Genomic DNA, 16960 nt, shown 5'->3' with positions numbered 1-16960 from the left:
GAAGTGGTTCCGGTTCGCGTGAAGAAAAATGCGTCAAAACAGAAGATTAGAGCTCACGGCCTGACGCAGTCAGGTCGGGAAATGCTCTAGGCTCGCATGGGACCGGCCCTCCGCCTCCGGCGGTGGGCCGGTCCATCGAAGTTTCTTGAGCGTTCCACCTCCCAGACTGACGCTCTCCCGGGTGGCGGCTATTCCCCTGACGCCGCCCGGGCTTTTCTTTGTTTTCCCGACTCGGGGTCCAGTCCCTCCCTGAGCAATCTTTGAGGGATCATCCGCTCATGGCAGGCAACCGCATCGTCATCGTCGGCGGCGGCACGGCGGGCTGGCTGACGGCCGCCTTCCTGGCCAAGGCGCTGGGCGCGAACCGTCCAGGCGGCGCCAGCATCACCCTGGTCGAGTCGCCGGACATCGGCATCATCGGCGTGGGCGAGGGCACGTTTCCCACCATCCGCGCGACGCTCGCCACGCTGGGGGTCAGCGAGGCGCGGTTCCTGCGAGAGAGCTCGGCCACCTTCAAGCAGGGGGTACTGTTCCGCGACTGGGAACGGCGTTCATCGGACGGCAAGGCTTCCGAATACTTTCACCCGTTCAACGTGCCGGTCCAACCGGGCGGGCGTGATCTGTCGCCCTATTGGCTGCTGGACCGCCAGGCGGGATCGACCGTCCCATTCGCTGACGCGGTGACCAACCAGAGCCAGGTCGTCGCCCATGGCCTAGGCCCCAAGCGGCTGGAGGACCCCGACTTCCAGGGGCCGATGAACTATGCCTACCATTTCGACGCCGCCCGCTTCGCCGACTTCCTGCGCGGCGTGGCCAAGGACCTGGGCGTCGTCCACCTGACCGGCAAGGTCGAGACGGTGCAACGCGACGGCGAGACCGGCGACATCGCCTCGGTCACGGCCGGCGGACTGGGCGTCATCGAGGGCGACCTGTTCATCGACTGTTCGGGCTTCCGCGCCCTGCTGATCGGCGAGGCCCTGGGCGTGCCGTTCAAGCGCTGCGACGATGTGCTGTTCAACGATCGCGCCCTGGCCGTGCAGGTCCCCTACGCCACGCCGGACGCGCCGATCGCGCCCTACACCCTGGCCACCGCTCACGAGGCGGGTTGGACCTGGGACATCGGCCTGGAGAACCGCCGGGGCGTCGGCTACGTGTTCTCCAGCCGGCACAGCGACGAGGCGCGGGCCGAAGAGGTGCTTCGGGCCTATGTCGGCAAAGAGGCCGACCTTCTGCCGGTGCGGTTGCTGAAGTTCCAGACCGGCTATCGCGAGACCCAGTGGGTCGGCAACTGCGTGGCCGTGGGCCTGTCGGCGGGCTTCTTCGAGCCGCTGGAGTCCACCGGCAGCATGCTGATCGAGGCCGCCGCGATGATGATCGCCGACACCTTCCCGCTGAAGGGCAGGGCGGCGATGGAAGGCGCGGCGCGCAACTTCAGCAGCGCCATGAGTGGCCGCTTCGAGCGGATCGTCGCCTTCCTCAAGCTGCACTACTGTCTGTCCAAGCGCGAAGAGCCCTATTGGCGCGACAACGCCGACCCGGCCTCGTGGCCTCAAGGTCTGCGCGACATGCTGGCCCAGTGGGCGCACCGGCCGGTGTCGCGCTTCGACTTCGTCGTCGATCTGGAGACCTTCCTGCCGGCCAGCTACCAGTTCATCCTCTACGGCATGAACGCCGCGACCGATTTCTCGCCGGTCGACGGGCGGTATCCCGATGGCGTGCTGGCGCGGCAGACCTTCGAAAAGGTGGCGGCGGCCTCGACCGAGGCGCTGAAGCACCTGCCGGTCCATCGCAAGCTGGTCGAGGCTTACTACGCGCGATGACTGGTCCGGCAGGGGACAGGCGTATGCGCCTGTCCCCATGCGCTATACCCGCTCGATGATGATCGCCGGGGCCATGCCGCCCGCCGCGCACATCGTCACCAGGCCGCGCTTCAGGCCCCGCCGCTCCAACTCGTCCAGCATCGTGCCGATCAGGATCGACCCGGTCGCGCCGATCGGATGGCCCAGCGCCATCGCCCCGCCATTGACATTGACCTTGTCGCGGTCGAGCCGCAGGTCGCGGATAAACTTCTCGGCCACCACGGCGAAGGCCTCGTTGATCTCCCACAGGTCGATGTCGTCAACCGTCAGTCCGGCCTTGGCCAGCACCTTGCGGGCGGCGGGAACCGGGGCGTTGAGCATCAGGGTCGGGCTGTCGCCGATATTGGCCATGGCGATCACGCGGCCGCGCGGCTTCAGGCCGTGGGCGGCGGCATAGGACGGCGAGGCCAGCAGCACCGCCGCCGCGCCATCGACCACACCCGAGGAATTGCCGGCGTGGTGCACATGGTTGATCTTGAGGTCCGGATAGACCTGGTGGATCAGCCCGCCCAGGGTGGTCCCCGCCTCGTCGATCGGCACGCCGGCCATCATCTCGAACGAGGCCTTCAGCGATGACAGGCCCTCGATCGTTGTCTCGGGGCGAGGGAACTCCTCGCGGTCCAGGGCCACCGAGCCGTCGTCGCGATAGACCGGCACCAGCGACTTGTCGAAATGGCCGTGGCGGATCGCGTGGTCGGCGCGCTGCTGACTCAGCAGGGCCAACTCGTCCAGCGCCCGGCGGTCGATGCCTTCCAGGGTGGCGATGGCGTCGGCGCAGACCCCCTGGTGGGTCTGGGGATGGCGGGCCCGCAGGCGCAGATTGCCGGAGTCCAGCAGGCCCACCGAGGTCCGATCCGCAGTGGCGGCGGTGTAGGACATCATTTCCGTGCCGCCGGCGATCACCAGGTCTTCCATGCCCGACATGATCGAGGCCGCAGCCAGGTTCACCGTGGTGATGCCCGAGCCGCAGAACCGGTCCAGGGTCATGCCGCTGGCCCGCACGTCGTAGCCGGCGTCCAGAGCGGCCATCCGGCCCATGTCGCCGCCCTGCTTGCCGCGCTGGGTGCTCGTGCCCCAGATGATGTCATCGACCTCAGCGGTGTTCAGCGCGTTCCGCTCGGCCAGGGCCTTCAGCACAGTGGCGGCCAGGTGCTGGGGATGGTGGTCGGCCAACGCTCCCTTGCCAACCTTGCCGATGCCGCGCGGCGTCCGGCAGGCGTCGATGATCAGGGCCTCGGGCATAGCGGCGTTCCTCCCAGAACGGTTGCCTAAAACGGCATTGAACCGACCTGAGCGCCGGCGCCCTTGGGTCAGTCTAGCGGTTTTCGCTCGGCGGAGGCGCGGCCGGGGCGACCGGAACGGGCGCGATCGGAGGCGAGGGGTCGGCCGGCGCGGCGGGGCTGGCAGGATCGGCGGGCGCGGGCTCGCCAGGGACGGCCGGGTCGAGCGTAACCTCGGGCGCGATCTCCAGGGTCGGGTCCTCGGGATTGAGTGGCACCAGGCTTTCGTCGATCACCGGCGCCGCGCGAACGCCGCGCCCCACGGCGTAGCTGGCGAGTTCCTTCCAGATCTTGGCCGGCATGCCGCCGCCGACCACGCCGTTCATCGGGCTGTTGTCGTCATTGCCGACCCAAACGCCGATCACCAGGTCGCCGACATAGCCGACGAACAGGGCGTCGCGATAGCTCTGGCTGGTGCCGGTCTTGCCGAACGCGCCGGGGATCGCCGCCTCGATGCCGGTGCCGCGCTGGGTGGCCGAGCGCAGCAGGTCACGCATACCAACCAGCTCGGCCTTGGTCAGGGGATGAACCTTGGCCGGCTTGCGCCAGTCGGCCAGACCGTGCGGAACCACCGGCGTCTCGCCGGCCGCGATGGCCGCATAGGCCGCCGTCAGCCGCACCAGGCTCATCGGGCCGGTGCCCAGGGCCAGGGTCAGGTCGTCGGGGATCGGGTCGGTGACGCCGAGGTCGCGGGCGGTGCGGACGATGCTGTCTCGACCAACCTGCTTGGCCAGACGCACTGCGGCGACGTTGGAAGACGCGGCGAAGGCGGTGATTAGCGGCACCTCGCGGCCGGCGTACTTGCTCTCGTGGTTCTTGGGCGTCCAGCCGCTGACGATGACAGGCGCGTCGAGGATCGGGCTGGTCGGGGTCATGCCCTGGCGCAGGGCGGTCAGGTAGACGAACAGCTTGAAGGCCGAGCCGGGCGGACGATCGCCGTCGGCGCGGTTGAACTGGCTGGCCTTGTAGTCGCGGCCGCCGACCATGGCGACCACCCGGCCGTCGGTGCGCATGGCGACGATCGCCCCTTGGCTGACGTTCAGCCCCTTGCCGTCGCGGTCCAGCGCGGAGCGCAGCACCTTCTCGGCCTTGGCCTGCAGGTCGCGGTCCAGGGTGGTGCGCACCACGGTCTCGCCATAGGTGTTTTCGAACACCGCCTTGGCCTGGGGGAACACCCAGTCGGCGAAGTAGGAGCCCGTAGGCAGCTTGCGGCGGCCGCCGTCCACATGGATGTCGCGGACGGCCTGGGCGGCCTGGGCGGGGGTGATGGTCCCGGTGTCGACCATGGCGACCAGCACCACGCGCATCCGGGCCTTGGCGCCGTCGAAATTCTCGGTCGGGGCCAGGCGCGAGGGGGCCTTGACCATGCCGGCCAGCATCGCCGCCTCGCCGACCGACAGGGTCTCGGGTGTCTTGTCGAAATAGTGCCGGGCCGCGGCGCGCAGGCCAAAGGCGCCGTCGCCGAAATAGATCGACGACAGGTAGCGCGACAGGATCTCATTCTTAGATAACCGGGCTTCCAGATAGAGCGCGATCAGCACCTCCTGGGCCTTGCGGCGCAGGCTGCGCTGGTTGGACAGGAAGGCGTTCTTGGCCAGCTGCTGGGTGATGGTCGAGCCGCCTTCGGACACGCCGCCCGCCTTGGCGTTGGAGCGCATGGCGCGGGCGATGCCCTTGGGATCGACGCCTATGTGCTTGTAGAAGCGCCGGTCCTCGATCGAGACAAAGGCCCCGGGCACATAGGCCGGCAGATTGGCGACCACCACGGGGGCTTCCTTGTAGGACCCGCGCCGGGCGATGGCCGTGCCGTCGGTGGCTTCCAGGATCAGGGTCGGGTTGGCCAGCGGCTCGAGGGCGCGGCCCAGGGGCAGGGACCACAGCAGCGAGGCGATCACCGAGATCACCAGCAGCACGACGGCGCCAGCTCCGACCTGCCAGGCGCGGCGCCGCCACAGCGCCGGCTTGCGGGGGACCGGCGCCGGGGCGGTATCGGAAGTGACGGAGGCTTGCGGCGCTTCGGCGGTTTCCGGGTCAGCGGGCGCCGGCTCAGGTTCAACAACCGCCGGCGCGAGTTGGACGGTGTCCAGCGTCTCCGGTTCGACCGCGGAGATGGGCGCGGCGACGGGCCTTGGCTTGCGGAGGCGCCTGGGCTTGGCGGGGGCGGCCTTGATGGTCTCCGGAGCCGGCTCGGCTGCGGTCACCGGCGCGGGCGCGGCCGTGGGTTTGCGCACGCGTTTCGGCTTCGGCGTGGCGCCCTCGGGCGAGTCGGCTCGCGGGGCGATCTTGGGCTCGTCGGAAGGATCGGACATGCGATTCGCAGGCTGGCGGGCCAGGGGCCCGCGTGAGGATGCTGGTTCTTAGCACAGGCGCGGGCGGAGCCAACGCCGCGCGGAACGTCTCGCGTTCTGTTTGAGGCAAACGTGCCGTCGCCTGGCGGTATCCCTTGTCGCGCGCGCCGGTCGATCCCAGATCTGGACTCCTAAAGGAGATCGAGTTGAGCTCACCATTCCAAGGTTACGAGGTCGAGGCCCGGCTGCGTCCCACCGCCGACGGCCATGCGTTCAACCTGGATAGCGCGCTGTCCGCCGTCGTGGCGCTGGAGGCGCGCGTGCCGGCCGACGCCTTCACCGCCGGCATTCTGGGCACGGAGCGCCTGGGCAATGGCGTGGTGGTGGGACCCAGCGGCCTGGTGCTGACCATGGCCTATCTGATCACCGAGGCCGAGACTGTCACCCTTACGCTCAACGACGGCCGGCGCGTCGCGGCCCACGTCCTGGGTCTCGACAACCAGACGGGACTGGGCCTCGTCCAGGCGCTGGAGCCGCTCGACCTGCCGGTGCTGCCGCTCGGCTCGTCGCAGGGGCTGAAGGCCGGCAGCGCCGTCGTGGTGGCCGGGGCCGGCGGACGCGCCCATGCCGCAGCGGGACGCGTGCTCGCCCGCATGCCGTTCGCGGGCTATTGGGAATATCTGCTCGACGACGCCATCATGACCGAGCCGGCCCACCCGCACTGGAGTGGCGCGGCCCTGATCGACGCCGCCGGAAAGCTGGTGGGGCTCGGCTCGTTGAGCCTGGAAGGCCGCACGTCCAGCGGCGCGCCCCGGCCCATGAACATGTTCGTGCCGGCCGAGTTGCTGCCGCCCATCCTCGACGATCTGGCGCGGGGCAAGCCGGGCCATCCGCCGCGTCCGTGGCTGGGTGTGCTGGCCCAGGAGTCTGGCGCGCATGTCGTGCTGGTGGGCGTCGTTCCCGGCGGTCCGGCCTCGCGCGCCGAGCTGCGGGCGGGCGATCTCATCCTGGCGGTGGCGGGCGAGCCGGTCGACGACCTGGCCGAATTCTACACGCAGCTCTGGGCGCAAGGCCCGCCGGGCGCCGTGATCCCTCTGCGCATCCTGCGCGAGCAGGACGTCTTCGAGGTCGAGATCCGCTCGGCCGATCGCAGCGCCCTGCTGAAGAAGCGCCGGTTCAACTAGCGGCTGGCGATGTGTTGAGGATCTGTGGGATCTGGTGTGGTCGGGGTCCAGACCTGAGAGGTCTGGACCCCGATGGTGCCACGACTGGGACTCGAACCCAGGACCTCAGCCTTACCAAGGATGCGCTCTACCACTGAGCTACCGCGGCGAAGAGGAGCGGCGTATAGCGAACCAAACGCGGTTGGCAAAGCCAAAATCGTGTTGACCAATCGTCGCGGCGCTTTCACCTGTGGAAACATGAGCCACAACCCCAAGCCTCACACCAAGCCCATTGGGGAAAAGGCGGCGCGCGAGGCGCGGCTGGCTCAGGCGCTACGGACCAATCTTCGCCGCAGGAAGGTCGCCCCCGCGCCGGCCGCCAAGCCGGAACCAGCTCTTGAACAGACCGGCGAGCCGTCCGACTGAGGGGGAACGGTGAGGAATCGGCGCCGCCCCTTGCGCGGGGCTTTGCAACCGCTAGAACCTCTTCTTCACAGATGACCGCGCGGCGCTCCCCCTCGAATAGCCGCGCGATGAGGGACTTTCATTGGATCGTATCGCCATCATCGGCGGCGCGCAGCTGAACGGGATCATCCCGGTCAGCGGCGCCAAGAACTCGGCCATCAAGCTGATGGCGGCCAGCCTGCTCACGTCCGAGCCGCTGCGCCTGACCAACATGCCGCGCCTGGCCGACACCAGGTTCCTGGGCAAGCTGCTGACCCGCCTGGGCGCCCAGGTCGAAGAGCGCGAAGGGCCTGATGGTTCGGAGACGGTGCTGCACGCGCCCGAGATTACCAGCGGTTTCGCGCCCTATGAGCTGGTCCGGCAGATGCGCGCCTCGTTCAATGTGCTGGGCCCGCTGATCGCCCGCACCGGCCAGGCCAAGGTCAGCCTGCCCGGCGGTTGCACCATCGGCGCGCGTCCCGTCGACCTGCACCTGCAGGCGCTTGAGGCCCTGGGCGCCAAGATCGACCTGCATGAAGGCTATGTCTATGCCCAGGCCCCGCGCGGCCTGAAGGGCGCCGAGATCACCTTCCCGTTCGTCTCGGTGGGCGCCACCGAGCACGCCATGCTGGCCGCCGTGCTGGCCGACGGCGTCACCACCATCAGGAACGCCGCCTGCGAGCCCGAACTGCTGGACCTGCAGATCTGCCTCAACGCCATGGGCGCCAAGGTGGAGGGCGGGGGGACCCCGACCATCACCATCACCGGCGTCGCCAAGCTGCACGGCGCGACGCACTCGGTGATCCCCGATCGCATCGAGATGGGCACCTATGCCGTGGCGGCGGCCATGGCCGGCGGCGAGGTTCAGCTGACTCGCGCTCGCCCCGAACTGATCGACAGCCTGCTGGTCAAGCTGGAAGAGGCCGGCTGCGGCGTCGTTCGCACCGAGGACGGGGTGATCATCAAGCGCAACGGCCACCGCCTGGAAGCCGTCGACCTGGAAACCCAGCCCTATCCGGGCTTCGCCACCGACCTGCAGGCCCAGTTCATGGCCCTGATGACCACGGCCAAGGGCGAGAGCCGGATCCGCGAGACCATCTTCGAGAACCGCTTCATGCACGCCCCCGAACTGATGCGCCTGGGGGCCGACATCTCGGTGGCCGGGGGCGAGGCCCGGGTGCGCGGCGTGGCCCAGCTGGAAGGCGCCGAGGTCATGGCCACCGACCTGCGCGCCTCGGTCAGCCTGGTGATCGCCGGCCTTGTGGCGCGCGGCGAGACCACGGTCAGCCGCATCTATCACCTGGACCGCGGCTTCGAGCGGCTGGAAGAAAAGCTGGGCGCCTGCGGGGCTCAGGTGCGCCGCATCACGGGCGATGCCGAGGGCGACGACCATGAGTGACGCCGCTACGCCGTTACGCCTGCTGGCCCAGGACGCCGACGACCTGGCGGTGATCTCCGCCGCCCTGCAGGACGCCATCGCCAAGATCGGCGACATCCGCTGGGACGCTTCGGCGCGGACGCTGACCCTGGCCTGCAACCGCTTTCGCTGGGAATCGAGCGCCAAGAAGGGTGAGCGCGTGCGTTCCGCCCTCCAGCTTGGCGACGTCACCGGCGTCCAGGCCCGCAAGCTGCGCCGCGACGCCAAGTCGGCGGTCGTCGAACTGCTCTCCGTGGCCTTCGAGCCCGCCGAGGCCCCCGGCGGCAGCGTGCTGTTGACCTTCGCCGGCGGCGGCGATCTGCGCGTCACCGTCGACTGCCTGGACGTGGTGTTGGCGGATGTGTCCGAGCCTTGGGCGACGTCTCGGAAGCCGGGGCACGCGGACTGAGGTCAGCCTCCCTCGGCTGTCATCCCGGACGAGCGCGAAGCGCGAAGATCCGGGACCGACGCGTGAACGTGGGCGCTTCCGGCGGTCCCGGGTCTTCGCTTCGCTACGCCCGGGATGACAAGATTGAGTTACATTGCGCGGTTTCGCTAAGCCGCCGCCAGCGGCTTGATCGCCTTCAACGCATCGCGCGTCTCGATCGCGGGCTTGGACAGGTCGTGGGCGTTCTGCAGGTTGATCCAGAACTGAGCCGACGTCCCGAACACCTTGCCCAGGCGCAGCGCCGTATCGGCGGTGACGGGCTGCTTCTCGCGGATCAGCCGCTCGATCCGGGTGCGGTCCTTCAGGCCCATGGAGCGAGCCAAGGCGCCGGCCGTCAGTTTGAAAGCCGGCAGATAGTCTTCGCGCAGATGCTCACCCGGATGGGGCGCCGGGCTGACGAAGTCCTCGAAATCAAGTGTGCGCATGGCGGCTTTGGCCAATCTGACGAAGGTTTGCTCACCAAGATAGCCGACAGGTCAGGTCCAGTCTCCCGTGCCTCCCAAGCGAACTTCCCCTAGAGAGTGGGAACATGCCATGGATTCGCGCTTGTTTCGACGGAGACCGACTTGACCGAAGAGACCTCCCGCAAGCGCATCCAGCTGCGTTGGCTGACCCTGGCCGAGATCGTCGGCGTGGGGGCCTTGGTGATCGCCGGCCTGGGCTTCTGGGACTCGCACCGCGAACGCGAACGCGATGAGCGCGACCGGGTCGCCGCCGTCAGCGAACGGCGGGCCGAGGCCAAGGCCCAGGCTCGGAAGCTGACCTTCGTGATGACCGGCGCGGTGGCCGACAAGGGCGAGACGGTGCGTCTGAACTCGGTCAATTCCGAGCAGGTGATCCAGACCCAGACGATCTGGTTTCCCGCCGAGCTGCGCAGCGATAGCGTCGAGACCACCGGCAATCCGCGCCTGGAGGCCGGCTGGATCGAGAACGGCCTGCGCAAGCATGCCGGCAAGGCCAGGACCGGTCGCGTGCCGGTCGGCGTGCTGACGGTGTTCATCGAGGATGGCCAGACCAAAACCGACCGCGCCGTCTATCAACTGGGCTACAGCCTCCACGACCGCACCCTGCGCGCCGACAAGGTGGAGCTGGAAGGGCTCTCGCTGGCTCGGCGCAACGTCTCTGGAGATCTGCAAGCGGCCGCTGGCAGTCTCTGGTCAGCGCGCTAACCTCGTAATTGGCGCCGCGCCCCGCATGGGCGCCCGGCCAGGCGCGTGCTTAAATCGCGTCAGGGAGCGGCCCGCGATGCGCGAGCGCCGCCATCAAGGAAGCCGACATGGTCATCTTCAGCGTGCTCTATCCGGCGACGCCCGGCGCCAGCTTCGACCAGGCCTATTATGACGCCACCCACATCCCACTGGTGAAGGACGCCTTCGGATCCTCCGGTCTGAAGGACGTTCAGGTGTTCGTCGGCGTCTCGGCGCCCGACGGTGGTCCCGCGCCCTTCGTGGCCATGGCGCACCTTGCCTTCGAGGACGCCGCCGCGATGCAGGCCTCGCTGGCCGGTCCGCGCGGCGGCGAGGTCATGGCCGACGTCGCCAACTTCACCACGATCGCGCCGATCGCCCAGGTCAGCACACAAGATTGAGATGGCCCGGCGCGATCATGGTGAACGCAGCCTTAACCATGATCGCGCCCTTTGACTTGGGTTCAGGAGCGCCGTGATTCGTGATTGCGCGGCGATCGGTTCGAGGGCGTCATGGTCAGCAGCATCACCACCGGCTACGCGACCAATCCCTACGCTGCGGCGGCTGCCGGGACGACAGCCACTAAGGCAACCGCCGCCGATACCGCCAGCACATCCGCAGCCAAGACCAGCGGCTCCAGCGTCAATGTCACCCTGTCGGCGGAAGCCCAGGCCGCCTTGGCCGCCCAAACCGACAGCCGCACCATCGACACCGTGGTTGCCTCGGCCCGCACGGCGCTCGACAAGCTGCTGTCCGACGCCAAGGCGACCAGCGCCCTGAAGGACGGCAAGGCGACGATCAGCCTGGCGGGCCTGGACCGCCGCAGCCTCTACGCCATCGCCAGCAACAAGGGCGGTAAGTTCCCGATCGAGGAGCAGGTGGTGGCGACCCTGCAGATGAAGGCCACGCGGGACGCGTCGCTGTCGGCCCCGGCCTCGGCCATGCGGGTGACCGGAGACCATGCCGGGCTCTACAAGGCGGCCCTGGCCAATCTCGAGGTCGCCGGGCCCGAGGAAAAGGCCATGGGACAGTGGGCCAAGGACAAGGCCGCCCTCACCGAGGGGCTCCAGCAGGCGACCGACAAGCCGGGCGTGGCCCCCAGCGGCATCGACGGCGACCCCGTCGCGGCCTATCTGAAGGACACCGGCGGCGTGGTCGCCAGCCCCCGCACCCGCGACATCAAGGCGGTCGCCTCCGACGTCCGCTCGGTGCTCGACAAGCAATATGCCGCGGCGACGGGCGACGGCTTGGCGACCGATCCCGACGACGGAACGATCGACTTCTCCAAGTTCGACAACCGCTCCCTGGCCGCCGTGGCGCTGAACAAGGGCGCCCAGTTCTCCGAGCACGAGGTCGCCCAGGCCGCCGCCGAGGTGAAGACCCGCAACCGCGACAGCATCTCCAGCAGCTACAAGAGCGCCAAGGGCTCCGACAACTCGGCCTTCGGCAAGAACCTGATCACCCAATACACGGCGATGAGCGACGAGGAGCGGCAGGCGGCGGGTTGGACTCCGGCGCTTTATGACAAGATGGTCGCGCTGCAGAACCTGTCGGACAAGCTGGCCTCGCTGTTCAATCCCGACGGCAGCGTGAATACGGGCGGGACGAGTTTGCTGGATTATCTCTAAGCTCCTCCCCCCTGTGGGGGAGGAGGCCCGAAGGGCCGGAGGGGGGAGTGGCCGGCAGTGCTCGACGCGTGGCATCTTTTCTCATCCTGCTCCCCCCACCGTCGCCGACACCGACACCGCCCCCAAAGGGAAGGAGTTGAGCAATTGGCCTTAGACCCGCCGTGGCGGTGGGCTAGAACAATCCCAACGCCCTTCCGAACACGGAAATCGCCCTATCATGCCCTCGATCAACATCACCAGTCGCGCCGCCCTATTGGCGCTGCTCCTGTCCGGCGCCGCCGCGACCGCTGTCATGGCCGCCACGCCCGCCGTTCAGCCGCCCATCCCGGCGGTCCTCAAGTCGCCCGAGGCGCGCGACGTCCACTCCTACGCACAGCCCCTGGTCGCCCGCGTCACCCACATCGACCTGGACCTGACCGCCGACTTCGCCAACCAGAAGATGACCGGCACGGCCGCCCTCGACATCGCCGCCGCGCCAGGCGCGAAGGAAGTCGTGCTCGACAGCAAGGGCCTGGTGATCAAGGGCGTCACCGACGCCAAGGGCGCGGCCTTGCCTTTCACCCTGGGAAAGACCGACCCCATCCTCGGCGCTCCGCTGACCGTCCAACTGAACGGCGCCAAGCGCATCGTCATCGCTTACGACAGCGCCCCCGGCGGCGCGGCATTGCAGTGGCTGACCCCGGCCCAGACGGCGGGCAAGGCCAAGCCCTATCTGTTCAGCCAGGGCGAGGCGATCCTCAACCGCACCTGGATTCCCACCCAGGACAGCCCAGGCGTCCGCCAGACCTGGACCGCCCGCATCGTGGCGCCGGCCGGCCTGAAGGCGGTGATGAGCGCGCAGATGCTGACTCCGAACGGTGAGCCCCTAGCCGGCAAACTTGGCGCCGGCGGCGGCCGCGCCTACCGCTTCCGGATGGACAAACCTGTCGCCTCCTACCTGATCGCCCTGGCGGTCGGCGACATCGCCTTCACACCGCTGGGCCAGCGCACCGGCGTCTATACCGAGCCGTCGGTGATGAAGAAGACCGCCTACGAACTGGTCGATGTCGAGAAGATGGTCGAGGCGGCCGAGAGCCTCTACGGCCCCTATGCCTGGGGTCGCTACGACCTGCTGGTGCTGCCGCCATCGTTCCCGTTCGGCGGCATGGAAAACCCCCGCCTGACCTTCGCCACGCCCACGATCATCGCCGGCGACCGCTCGCTGGTCAGCCTGGTGGCCCACGAACTGGCCCATTCATGGTCGGGCAACCTGGTGAACAACGCCACTTGGTCGGACTTCTGGCTCAACGAAGGCTTCACCGACTATTTCGAGAACCGGATCATGGAGAAGCTCTACGGTCCGGAGCGCGCCAATATGCTGGCCGACCTGGGCTGGAGCGACCTGCAGGGCGCGATCAAGGACGCCGGCGGCCTGACCGGCGCCGACACCCGCCTGCACCTCGACCTGGCCGGTCGCGATCCCGACGACGGCATGACCGACATCGCCTACCAGAAGGGCGCGACCTTCCTGCGGACCATCGAAAAGGCCGTCGGCCGCGCGCGATGGGACGCCTATCTCAAGAACTATTTCGCCCGCCACGCCTTCCAGTCGCAGACCACGGCCGGCTTCGTCGCCGACCTGCGCGCCAGCCTGATCAAGGGCGATCCCAAGCTGGAAGCCGCGATCGGCATCGACCAGTGGGTCTATCAGGTGGGTCTGCCGGACAACGCCGTGCACATCAAGTCGGCGGCCTTCCCGGCGGTCGACGCCCTGGCCGCCGCCTACGCCACCGGCGGCCCCGCGCCGCTCGACAAATGGAAGGGCTGGAGCACGCCCGAGCGCACCCGCTTCATCACCAGCCTGCCGCGCGCCTTGTCGAAGGAACGCCTGGCCGATCTGGACAAGGCCTTCGGTCTATCGGCCCAGGGTAACAGCGAGATCCGCTTTGTCTGGCTGGAGCTGGCCGTCGCCAACCGCTACGACCCGGCCGTGCCGTCGCTGCAGACCTTTCTCACCGAGCAGGGCCGCCGCAAGTTCGTGGCGCCTCTGTTCAAGGACCTGATGGCCCAGGGCGACTGGGGCCAGCCCATCGCCAAGGCGCTCTACGCCAAGACCCGGCCGCTCTATCACGCCGTCACGCGGCAGACGGTGGACACCATCGTCAAATAGGTCGTTTCAGAAATTCGCGCGTTTTCGATCGTTTGGCGTCATTTCGACGACAAAAACGCGCATTTCTGCGCCGCTTTAGGCGGAATGCACACGAAAACTCGCGCTTTTGGCGAGTTTTCGTGTTAACCCTGTTTTCGCGCTCCCGTCAGAGGGGCGGGAAACTTAGGGAGTTAACGCCATGGCTGACGCCGTGTTCGCGACGCGCGCCCGTGCGCGTCCAGTGTTCTTCAACAAATGCGATATCAACAAGCCCGAGGCCGCCGAGCTTCGGCATGCCGGCCCCTGCATCCAGTGGGGCCGGATGGGGCTGGTCGCCATGGTCCTGATGTTCGGGGCCGGACTGGCGACCCTGGCCTATGCGGGCATGGGGTAACCATGCCCAAGACTGTCATCCCGGCGAACGCCTGATCGGATGGGGATAGGCGATCTGGACCCGAACGGATCTTGGCAGATCGATTGCAAAAGGGCGCCGCCAACCCCAGGATGCATAAAGCGTTGCGGACTTGCCGAGAGGGATGAGTGATCATGCGACTTGCTAGTCGTATTCTGTTCGCAGCCGCTCTTGTCTTCGTGGGAGGGTGTGCAACCCGTCCTGTCGCTCCACAAGCCTGTGTGCTTTCACAGGAAGACCAGGAAATCGAGCTGAGTCGGTCCGCGTATGCGGAAATTGAGAAAGCCCGTCCAGAGGTCAAGGGACTTGAACACATAGAGTTTGATAGTAAGCCGGACAACCACGGCAACCTAAGCGTCCAAGCGACTTATCATGTGCTGCCGCCGCCACCGAACGATCCGGTATTTCGGGCCACTTTTACAGTACAGCCCTGCACTTCTAAGATTCTACGCGCCAAATTTCACTAGGGCTCAAGGCGGATATCCACCTTCGCAGACACTCGAACAGTCCGTTTCTGCGGCTGCGCGTTTGCGGTTTAACCTCGTCTAGCCGGCAAAGGCCGGGGCCCAGATTTAGCCTGAGCGTTTGGGGACGACGCGCCCTTCTCTGGCGCTCAAGATGTTGAGCGCCCTGGGTTCAATATGGGTCCCGGCCTTTGCCGGGAAGGTAATGGTGGGGTAGACGCCGCTCCATTCCCGTCACTCTGATGACGGTGCGTAGGCGATGGGCGCGGGTGGTCCGGACGGCCGGAGGGTGTCTCTGGGCGATCCCCCCTTGCACCATCCCCAAAAACCCGCATCTAGGCCGCATGCGTCGCTTCAATTCCACCGACCCGTCCTTTCCCGCCGCCTTCAAGGCCTTTCTCGACGAGCGTCGGGGCGCGCCCGAGAATGTCGATGCGGCCGCCCGCAACGTGCTGGAGGCCGTGCAGGCCGATGGCTTGGCGGCCGTGCTCAGCTTCACCAGCCGCTTCGATGGCGTCGAGCTGACCGAGCACACCATCCGGGTCACGCCCGAGGAGATCGAGGCCGGGGCCGCCGCCGTTTCGGCCGAGGTGCGCGAAGCCATCGCCTTTGCAGCCGCCCGCATCCGCGCCTTCCACACCCGCCAGCGCCCGACCGACCAGAGCTGGATCGACGAGGCCGGCGTGCAGTTGGGCTGGCGCTGGACGCCGCTGGAGGCTGTGGGCGTCTATGTGCCCGGCGGCCGCGCGGCCTATCCCTCGACCGTGCTGATGAACGCCGTGCCCGCCCAGGTGGCCGGGGTGGACCGTATCGCCATGGTCACCCCGCCCGGCAAGCTGGAGCCGGCGGTGCTGGCCGCCGCCAAGGAGGCCGGGGTCACCGAGATCTGGCGGATCGGCGGGGCCCAAGCCGTCGCCGCCCTGGCCTACGGCGCCGGACCGATCCAGCCGGTCGACAAGATCGTCGGCCCCGGCAACGCCTATGTCACCGCCGCCAAGCGGCGTCTCTATGGCGTGGTTGGCATCGACGCCCTGGCTGGCCCGTCCGAGATCGTCGTGGTCGCCGACGCCAACAACAATCCCGACTGGATCGCCGCCGACCTGCTCAGCCAAGCCGAGCACGACCCGGCCGCCCAGGCGATCCTGATCACCGACGACGAAGCTTTCGCTCAGGCGGTGTCGGACGCTGTCGATGCCCTGCTCAAGACCCTGACCACCGGCGTCGACGCCGCCGAGTCCTGGCGCGACCACGGGGCGATCATCCTGTGCCCGCTCGACGACAGCCCACGGCTGGTCGATCTGCTGGCCCCCGAGCACGTCGAGTTCGCCATCGATGAGCCCGAACGCCTGGCCGACCGCGTGCGTCACGCCGGGGCGATCTTCCTGGGTCGGCTGACGCCCGAAGCCATCGGCGACTATGTGGCCGGCTCCAACCACGTGCTGCCCACCAGCCGGGCGGCGCGCTTCCAGTCGGGCCTGTCGATCTACGACTTTCTGAAACGCACCTCGATCGTCAAGTGCGACGCGGCGTCATTCGGCATCCTGGGGCCGCACACCGTGGCCTTGGCGAAGGCCGAGGGCTTGCCGGCCCACGCGCTTTCGGCGTCCGTTCGGCTTTCGTCCAACCGGTTGCCTTCCAAGCCGTAAGGGACAAGTCTCCATTCGATGTCCGACGCCCAGTCCACCGAGTCCCTGAAGTCCATCCTCATCGACGAGGACAGCCTCGCGGCGGCGTCGCGGGACCAGGAGCAAGAGCGGCAGGTGGCGATCTTTGACTTGCTCGACGGCAACTATTTCGAGCCGGCCGAGGCGCAGGGCGGGCCCTATGACCTGAAGCTGTCGCTGATCGAGAACCGCCTGGCCTTCGACATCGCCGGCCCCCGTACCGAAAGGGGGGGCTACGAGCGCCGCCACCTGCTGTCCCTGTCGCCCTTCCGGGGGGTGATCAAGGACTATTTCATGATCTGCGACAGCTACTATTCGGCGATCCGCAATTCGACGCCGCAGCAGATCGAGGCCTTGGACATGGGCCGGCGCGGCCTGCACAACGAGGGCTCGAACCTGCTGCGCGAGCGGTTGGAAGGCAAGGTCAAGACCGACCTCGACACCGCCCGGCGGCTGTTCACCCTGATCTGCGCCCTGCACTGGCGAGGCTAGAGTGCTCAGTGAAAGTGGGCGCGGTCCCACAATGAGAACTTTTCCAAACCTACCCACCACCGTTTTCCCGGCGAAGGCCGGGACCC

The 16960-nt window shown here is 67.8% G+C and carries 15 protein-coding genes and 1 tRNA gene; 12 read left to right on the top strand and 4 right to left on the bottom strand.

All coding sequences use genetic code 11. The annotated features are described in order from the left end of the window. Positions 1–278 precede the first annotated feature (278 nt). Entirely contained in the window at positions 279–1820 is a 1542-nt protein-coding gene (locus ACP694_RS12710) for a tryptophan halogenase family protein (protein WP_426012898.1), read from the top strand. A 42-nt stretch (positions 1821–1862) separates the two neighbouring features. Here the strand turns inward: ACP694_RS12710 and ACP694_RS12705 are convergent, their stop codons facing one another. Together ACP694_RS12705 and ACP694_RS12700 are read right to left on the bottom strand one after the other, a co-directional pair. Then, positions 1863–3101 (bottom strand): acetyl-CoA C-acetyltransferase, encoded by a 1239-nt coding sequence (locus ACP694_RS12705; RefSeq protein ID WP_426012896.1) that lies wholly within the window; start codon positions 3099–3101, stop codon positions 1863–1865. A gap of 73 nt (positions 3102–3174) precedes the next feature. Further along, positions 3175–5448: a transglycosylase domain-containing protein gene (locus tag ACP694_RS12700; protein WP_426012894.1), complete on the bottom strand. Its 2274-nt coding sequence runs from the start codon at positions 5446–5448 to the stop codon at positions 3175–3177. 185 nt (positions 5449–5633) lie between these two features. On the opposite strand from ACP694_RS12700, the gene ACP694_RS12695 reads away from it, so the two are divergent. Further along, positions 5634–6611 carry a S1C family serine protease gene (locus ACP694_RS12695; protein ID WP_426012892.1) on the top strand — a complete coding sequence of 326 codons (978 nt, stop codon included), beginning with the start codon at positions 5634–5636 and terminating at the stop codon, positions 6609–6611. A 73-nt stretch (positions 6612–6684) separates the two neighbouring features. Here the strand turns inward: ACP694_RS12695 and ACP694_RS12690 are convergent. Then, a tRNA-Thr gene (locus tag ACP694_RS12690) sits at positions 6685–6759 on the bottom strand. 89 nt (positions 6760–6848) lie between these two features. On the opposite strand from ACP694_RS12690, the gene ACP694_RS12685 reads away from it, so the two are divergent. The 3 genes from ACP694_RS12685 to ACP694_RS12675 all read left to right on the top strand — a co-directional run bounded on the left by ACP694_RS12685 (position 6849) and on the right by ACP694_RS12675 (position 8860). Further along, positions 6849–7016, top strand: a complete 168-nt coding sequence (locus tag ACP694_RS12685) for a hypothetical protein (RefSeq protein WP_426012890.1) — start codon at positions 6849–6851, stop codon at positions 7014–7016. A gap of 121 nt (positions 7017–7137) precedes the next feature. Beyond that, positions 7138–8433 (top strand): UDP-N-acetylglucosamine 1-carboxyvinyltransferase, encoded by a 1296-nt coding sequence (gene murA / locus ACP694_RS12680; protein WP_426012888.1) that lies wholly within the window; start codon positions 7138–7140, stop codon positions 8431–8433. Next, positions 8426–8860 (top strand): DUF2948 family protein, encoded by a 435-nt coding sequence (locus ACP694_RS12675; RefSeq protein ID WP_426012887.1) that lies wholly within the window; start codon positions 8426–8428, stop codon positions 8858–8860. Before murA ends, ACP694_RS12675 begins: the two co-directional genes overlap by 8 nt. A 146-nt stretch (positions 8861–9006) precedes the next feature. On the opposite strand, the gene ACP694_RS12670 is transcribed toward ACP694_RS12675, so the two are convergent. Continuing rightward, positions 9007–9324, bottom strand: a complete 318-nt coding sequence (locus ACP694_RS12670) for a HigA family addiction module antitoxin (RefSeq protein WP_426012885.1) — start codon at positions 9322–9324, stop codon at positions 9007–9009. A 141-nt stretch (positions 9325–9465) separates the two neighbouring features. On the opposite strand from ACP694_RS12670, the gene ACP694_RS12665 reads away from it, so the two are divergent. The 7 genes from ACP694_RS12665 (at position 9466) to ACP694_RS12635 (ending at position 16874) form a co-directional block, all read left to right on the top strand. Further along, positions 9466–10068 carry a hypothetical protein gene (locus ACP694_RS12665; RefSeq protein WP_426012883.1) on the top strand — a complete coding sequence of 201 codons (603 nt, stop codon included), beginning with the start codon at positions 9466–9468 and terminating at the stop codon, positions 10066–10068. 107 nt (positions 10069–10175) lie between these two features. Continuing rightward, positions 10176–10487, top strand: a complete 312-nt coding sequence (locus ACP694_RS12660) for an EthD family reductase (RefSeq protein WP_426012881.1) — start codon at positions 10176–10178, stop codon at positions 10485–10487. Between the two features lie 111 nt (positions 10488–10598). Next, positions 10599–11714 (top strand): hypothetical protein, encoded by a 1116-nt coding sequence (locus ACP694_RS12655; RefSeq protein ID WP_426013257.1) that lies wholly within the window; start codon positions 10599–10601, stop codon positions 11712–11714. Positions 11715–11931: 217 nt separating this feature from the next. Beyond that, on the top strand, positions 11932–13863 hold the full coding sequence (locus tag ACP694_RS12650; RefSeq protein WP_426012880.1) for a M1 family metallopeptidase: 1932 nt from the start codon (positions 11932–11934) through the stop codon (positions 13861–13863). Between the two features lie 178 nt (positions 13864–14041). After that, entirely contained in the window at positions 14042–14236 is a 195-nt protein-coding gene (locus ACP694_RS12645; RefSeq protein ID WP_426012878.1) for a hypothetical protein, read from the top strand. Positions 14237–15062: 826 nt separating this feature from the next. After that, positions 15063–16364: a histidinol dehydrogenase gene (gene hisD, locus ACP694_RS12640; protein WP_426012876.1), complete on the top strand. Its 1302-nt coding sequence runs from the start codon at positions 15063–15065 to the stop codon at positions 16362–16364. Positions 16365–16382: 18 nt separating this feature from the next. Next, the gene (locus tag ACP694_RS12635) at positions 16383–16874 is read left to right on the top strand and encodes a UPF0262 family protein (protein ID WP_426012875.1); all 492 of its coding nucleotides are present in this window, start codon (positions 16383–16385) and stop codon (positions 16872–16874) included. Positions 16875–16960 lie beyond the last annotated feature (86 nt).

It is taken from the genome of Caulobacter sp. DWR2-3-1b2 (assembly GCF_049896345.1).
Taxonomy (GTDB): domain Bacteria; phylum Pseudomonadota; class Alphaproteobacteria; order Caulobacterales; family Caulobacteraceae; genus Caulobacter.
The sequence above is the reverse complement of the archived record's forward strand: the minus strand, read 5'-3'. Positions and strand labels throughout refer to the sequence as shown.

Coding starts and splice junctions, on each gene's coding strand:
- ACP694_RS12710 (WP_426012898.1), top strand. CDS start 279: ATGGCAGGCAACCGCATCGTCATCGTCGGCGGCGGCACGGCGGGCTGG.
- ACP694_RS12705 (WP_426012896.1), bottom strand. CDS start 3,101: ATGCCCGAGGCCCTGATCATCGACGCCTGCCGGACGCCGCGCGGCATC.
- ACP694_RS12700 (WP_426012894.1), bottom strand. CDS start 5,448: ATGTCCGATCCTTCCGACGAGCCCAAGATCGCCCCGCGAGCCGACTCG.
- ACP694_RS12685 (WP_426012890.1), top strand. CDS start 6,849: ATGAGCCACAACCCCAAGCCTCACACCAAGCCCATTGGGGAAAAGGCG.
- ACP694_RS12675 (WP_426012887.1), top strand. CDS start 8,426: ATGAGTGACGCCGCTACGCCGTTACGCCTGCTGGCCCAGGACGCCGAC.
- ACP694_RS12670 (WP_426012885.1), bottom strand. CDS start 9,324: ATGCGCACACTTGATTTCGAGGACTTCGTCAGCCCGGCGCCCCATCCG.
- ACP694_RS12660 (WP_426012881.1), top strand. CDS start 10,176: ATGGTCATCTTCAGCGTGCTCTATCCGGCGACGCCCGGCGCCAGCTTC.
- ACP694_RS12655 (WP_426013257.1), top strand. CDS start 10,599: ATGGTCAGCAGCATCACCACCGGCTACGCGACCAATCCCTACGCTGCG.
- ACP694_RS12650 (WP_426012880.1), top strand. CDS start 11,932: ATGCCCTCGATCAACATCACCAGTCGCGCCGCCCTATTGGCGCTGCTC.
- ACP694_RS12645 (WP_426012878.1), top strand. CDS start 14,042: ATGGCTGACGCCGTGTTCGCGACGCGCGCCCGTGCGCGTCCAGTGTTC.
- hisD (WP_426012876.1), top strand. CDS start 15,063: ATGCGTCGCTTCAATTCCACCGACCCGTCCTTTCCCGCCGCCTTCAAG.
- ACP694_RS12635 (WP_426012875.1), top strand. CDS start 16,383: ATGTCCGACGCCCAGTCCACCGAGTCCCTGAAGTCCATCCTCATCGAC.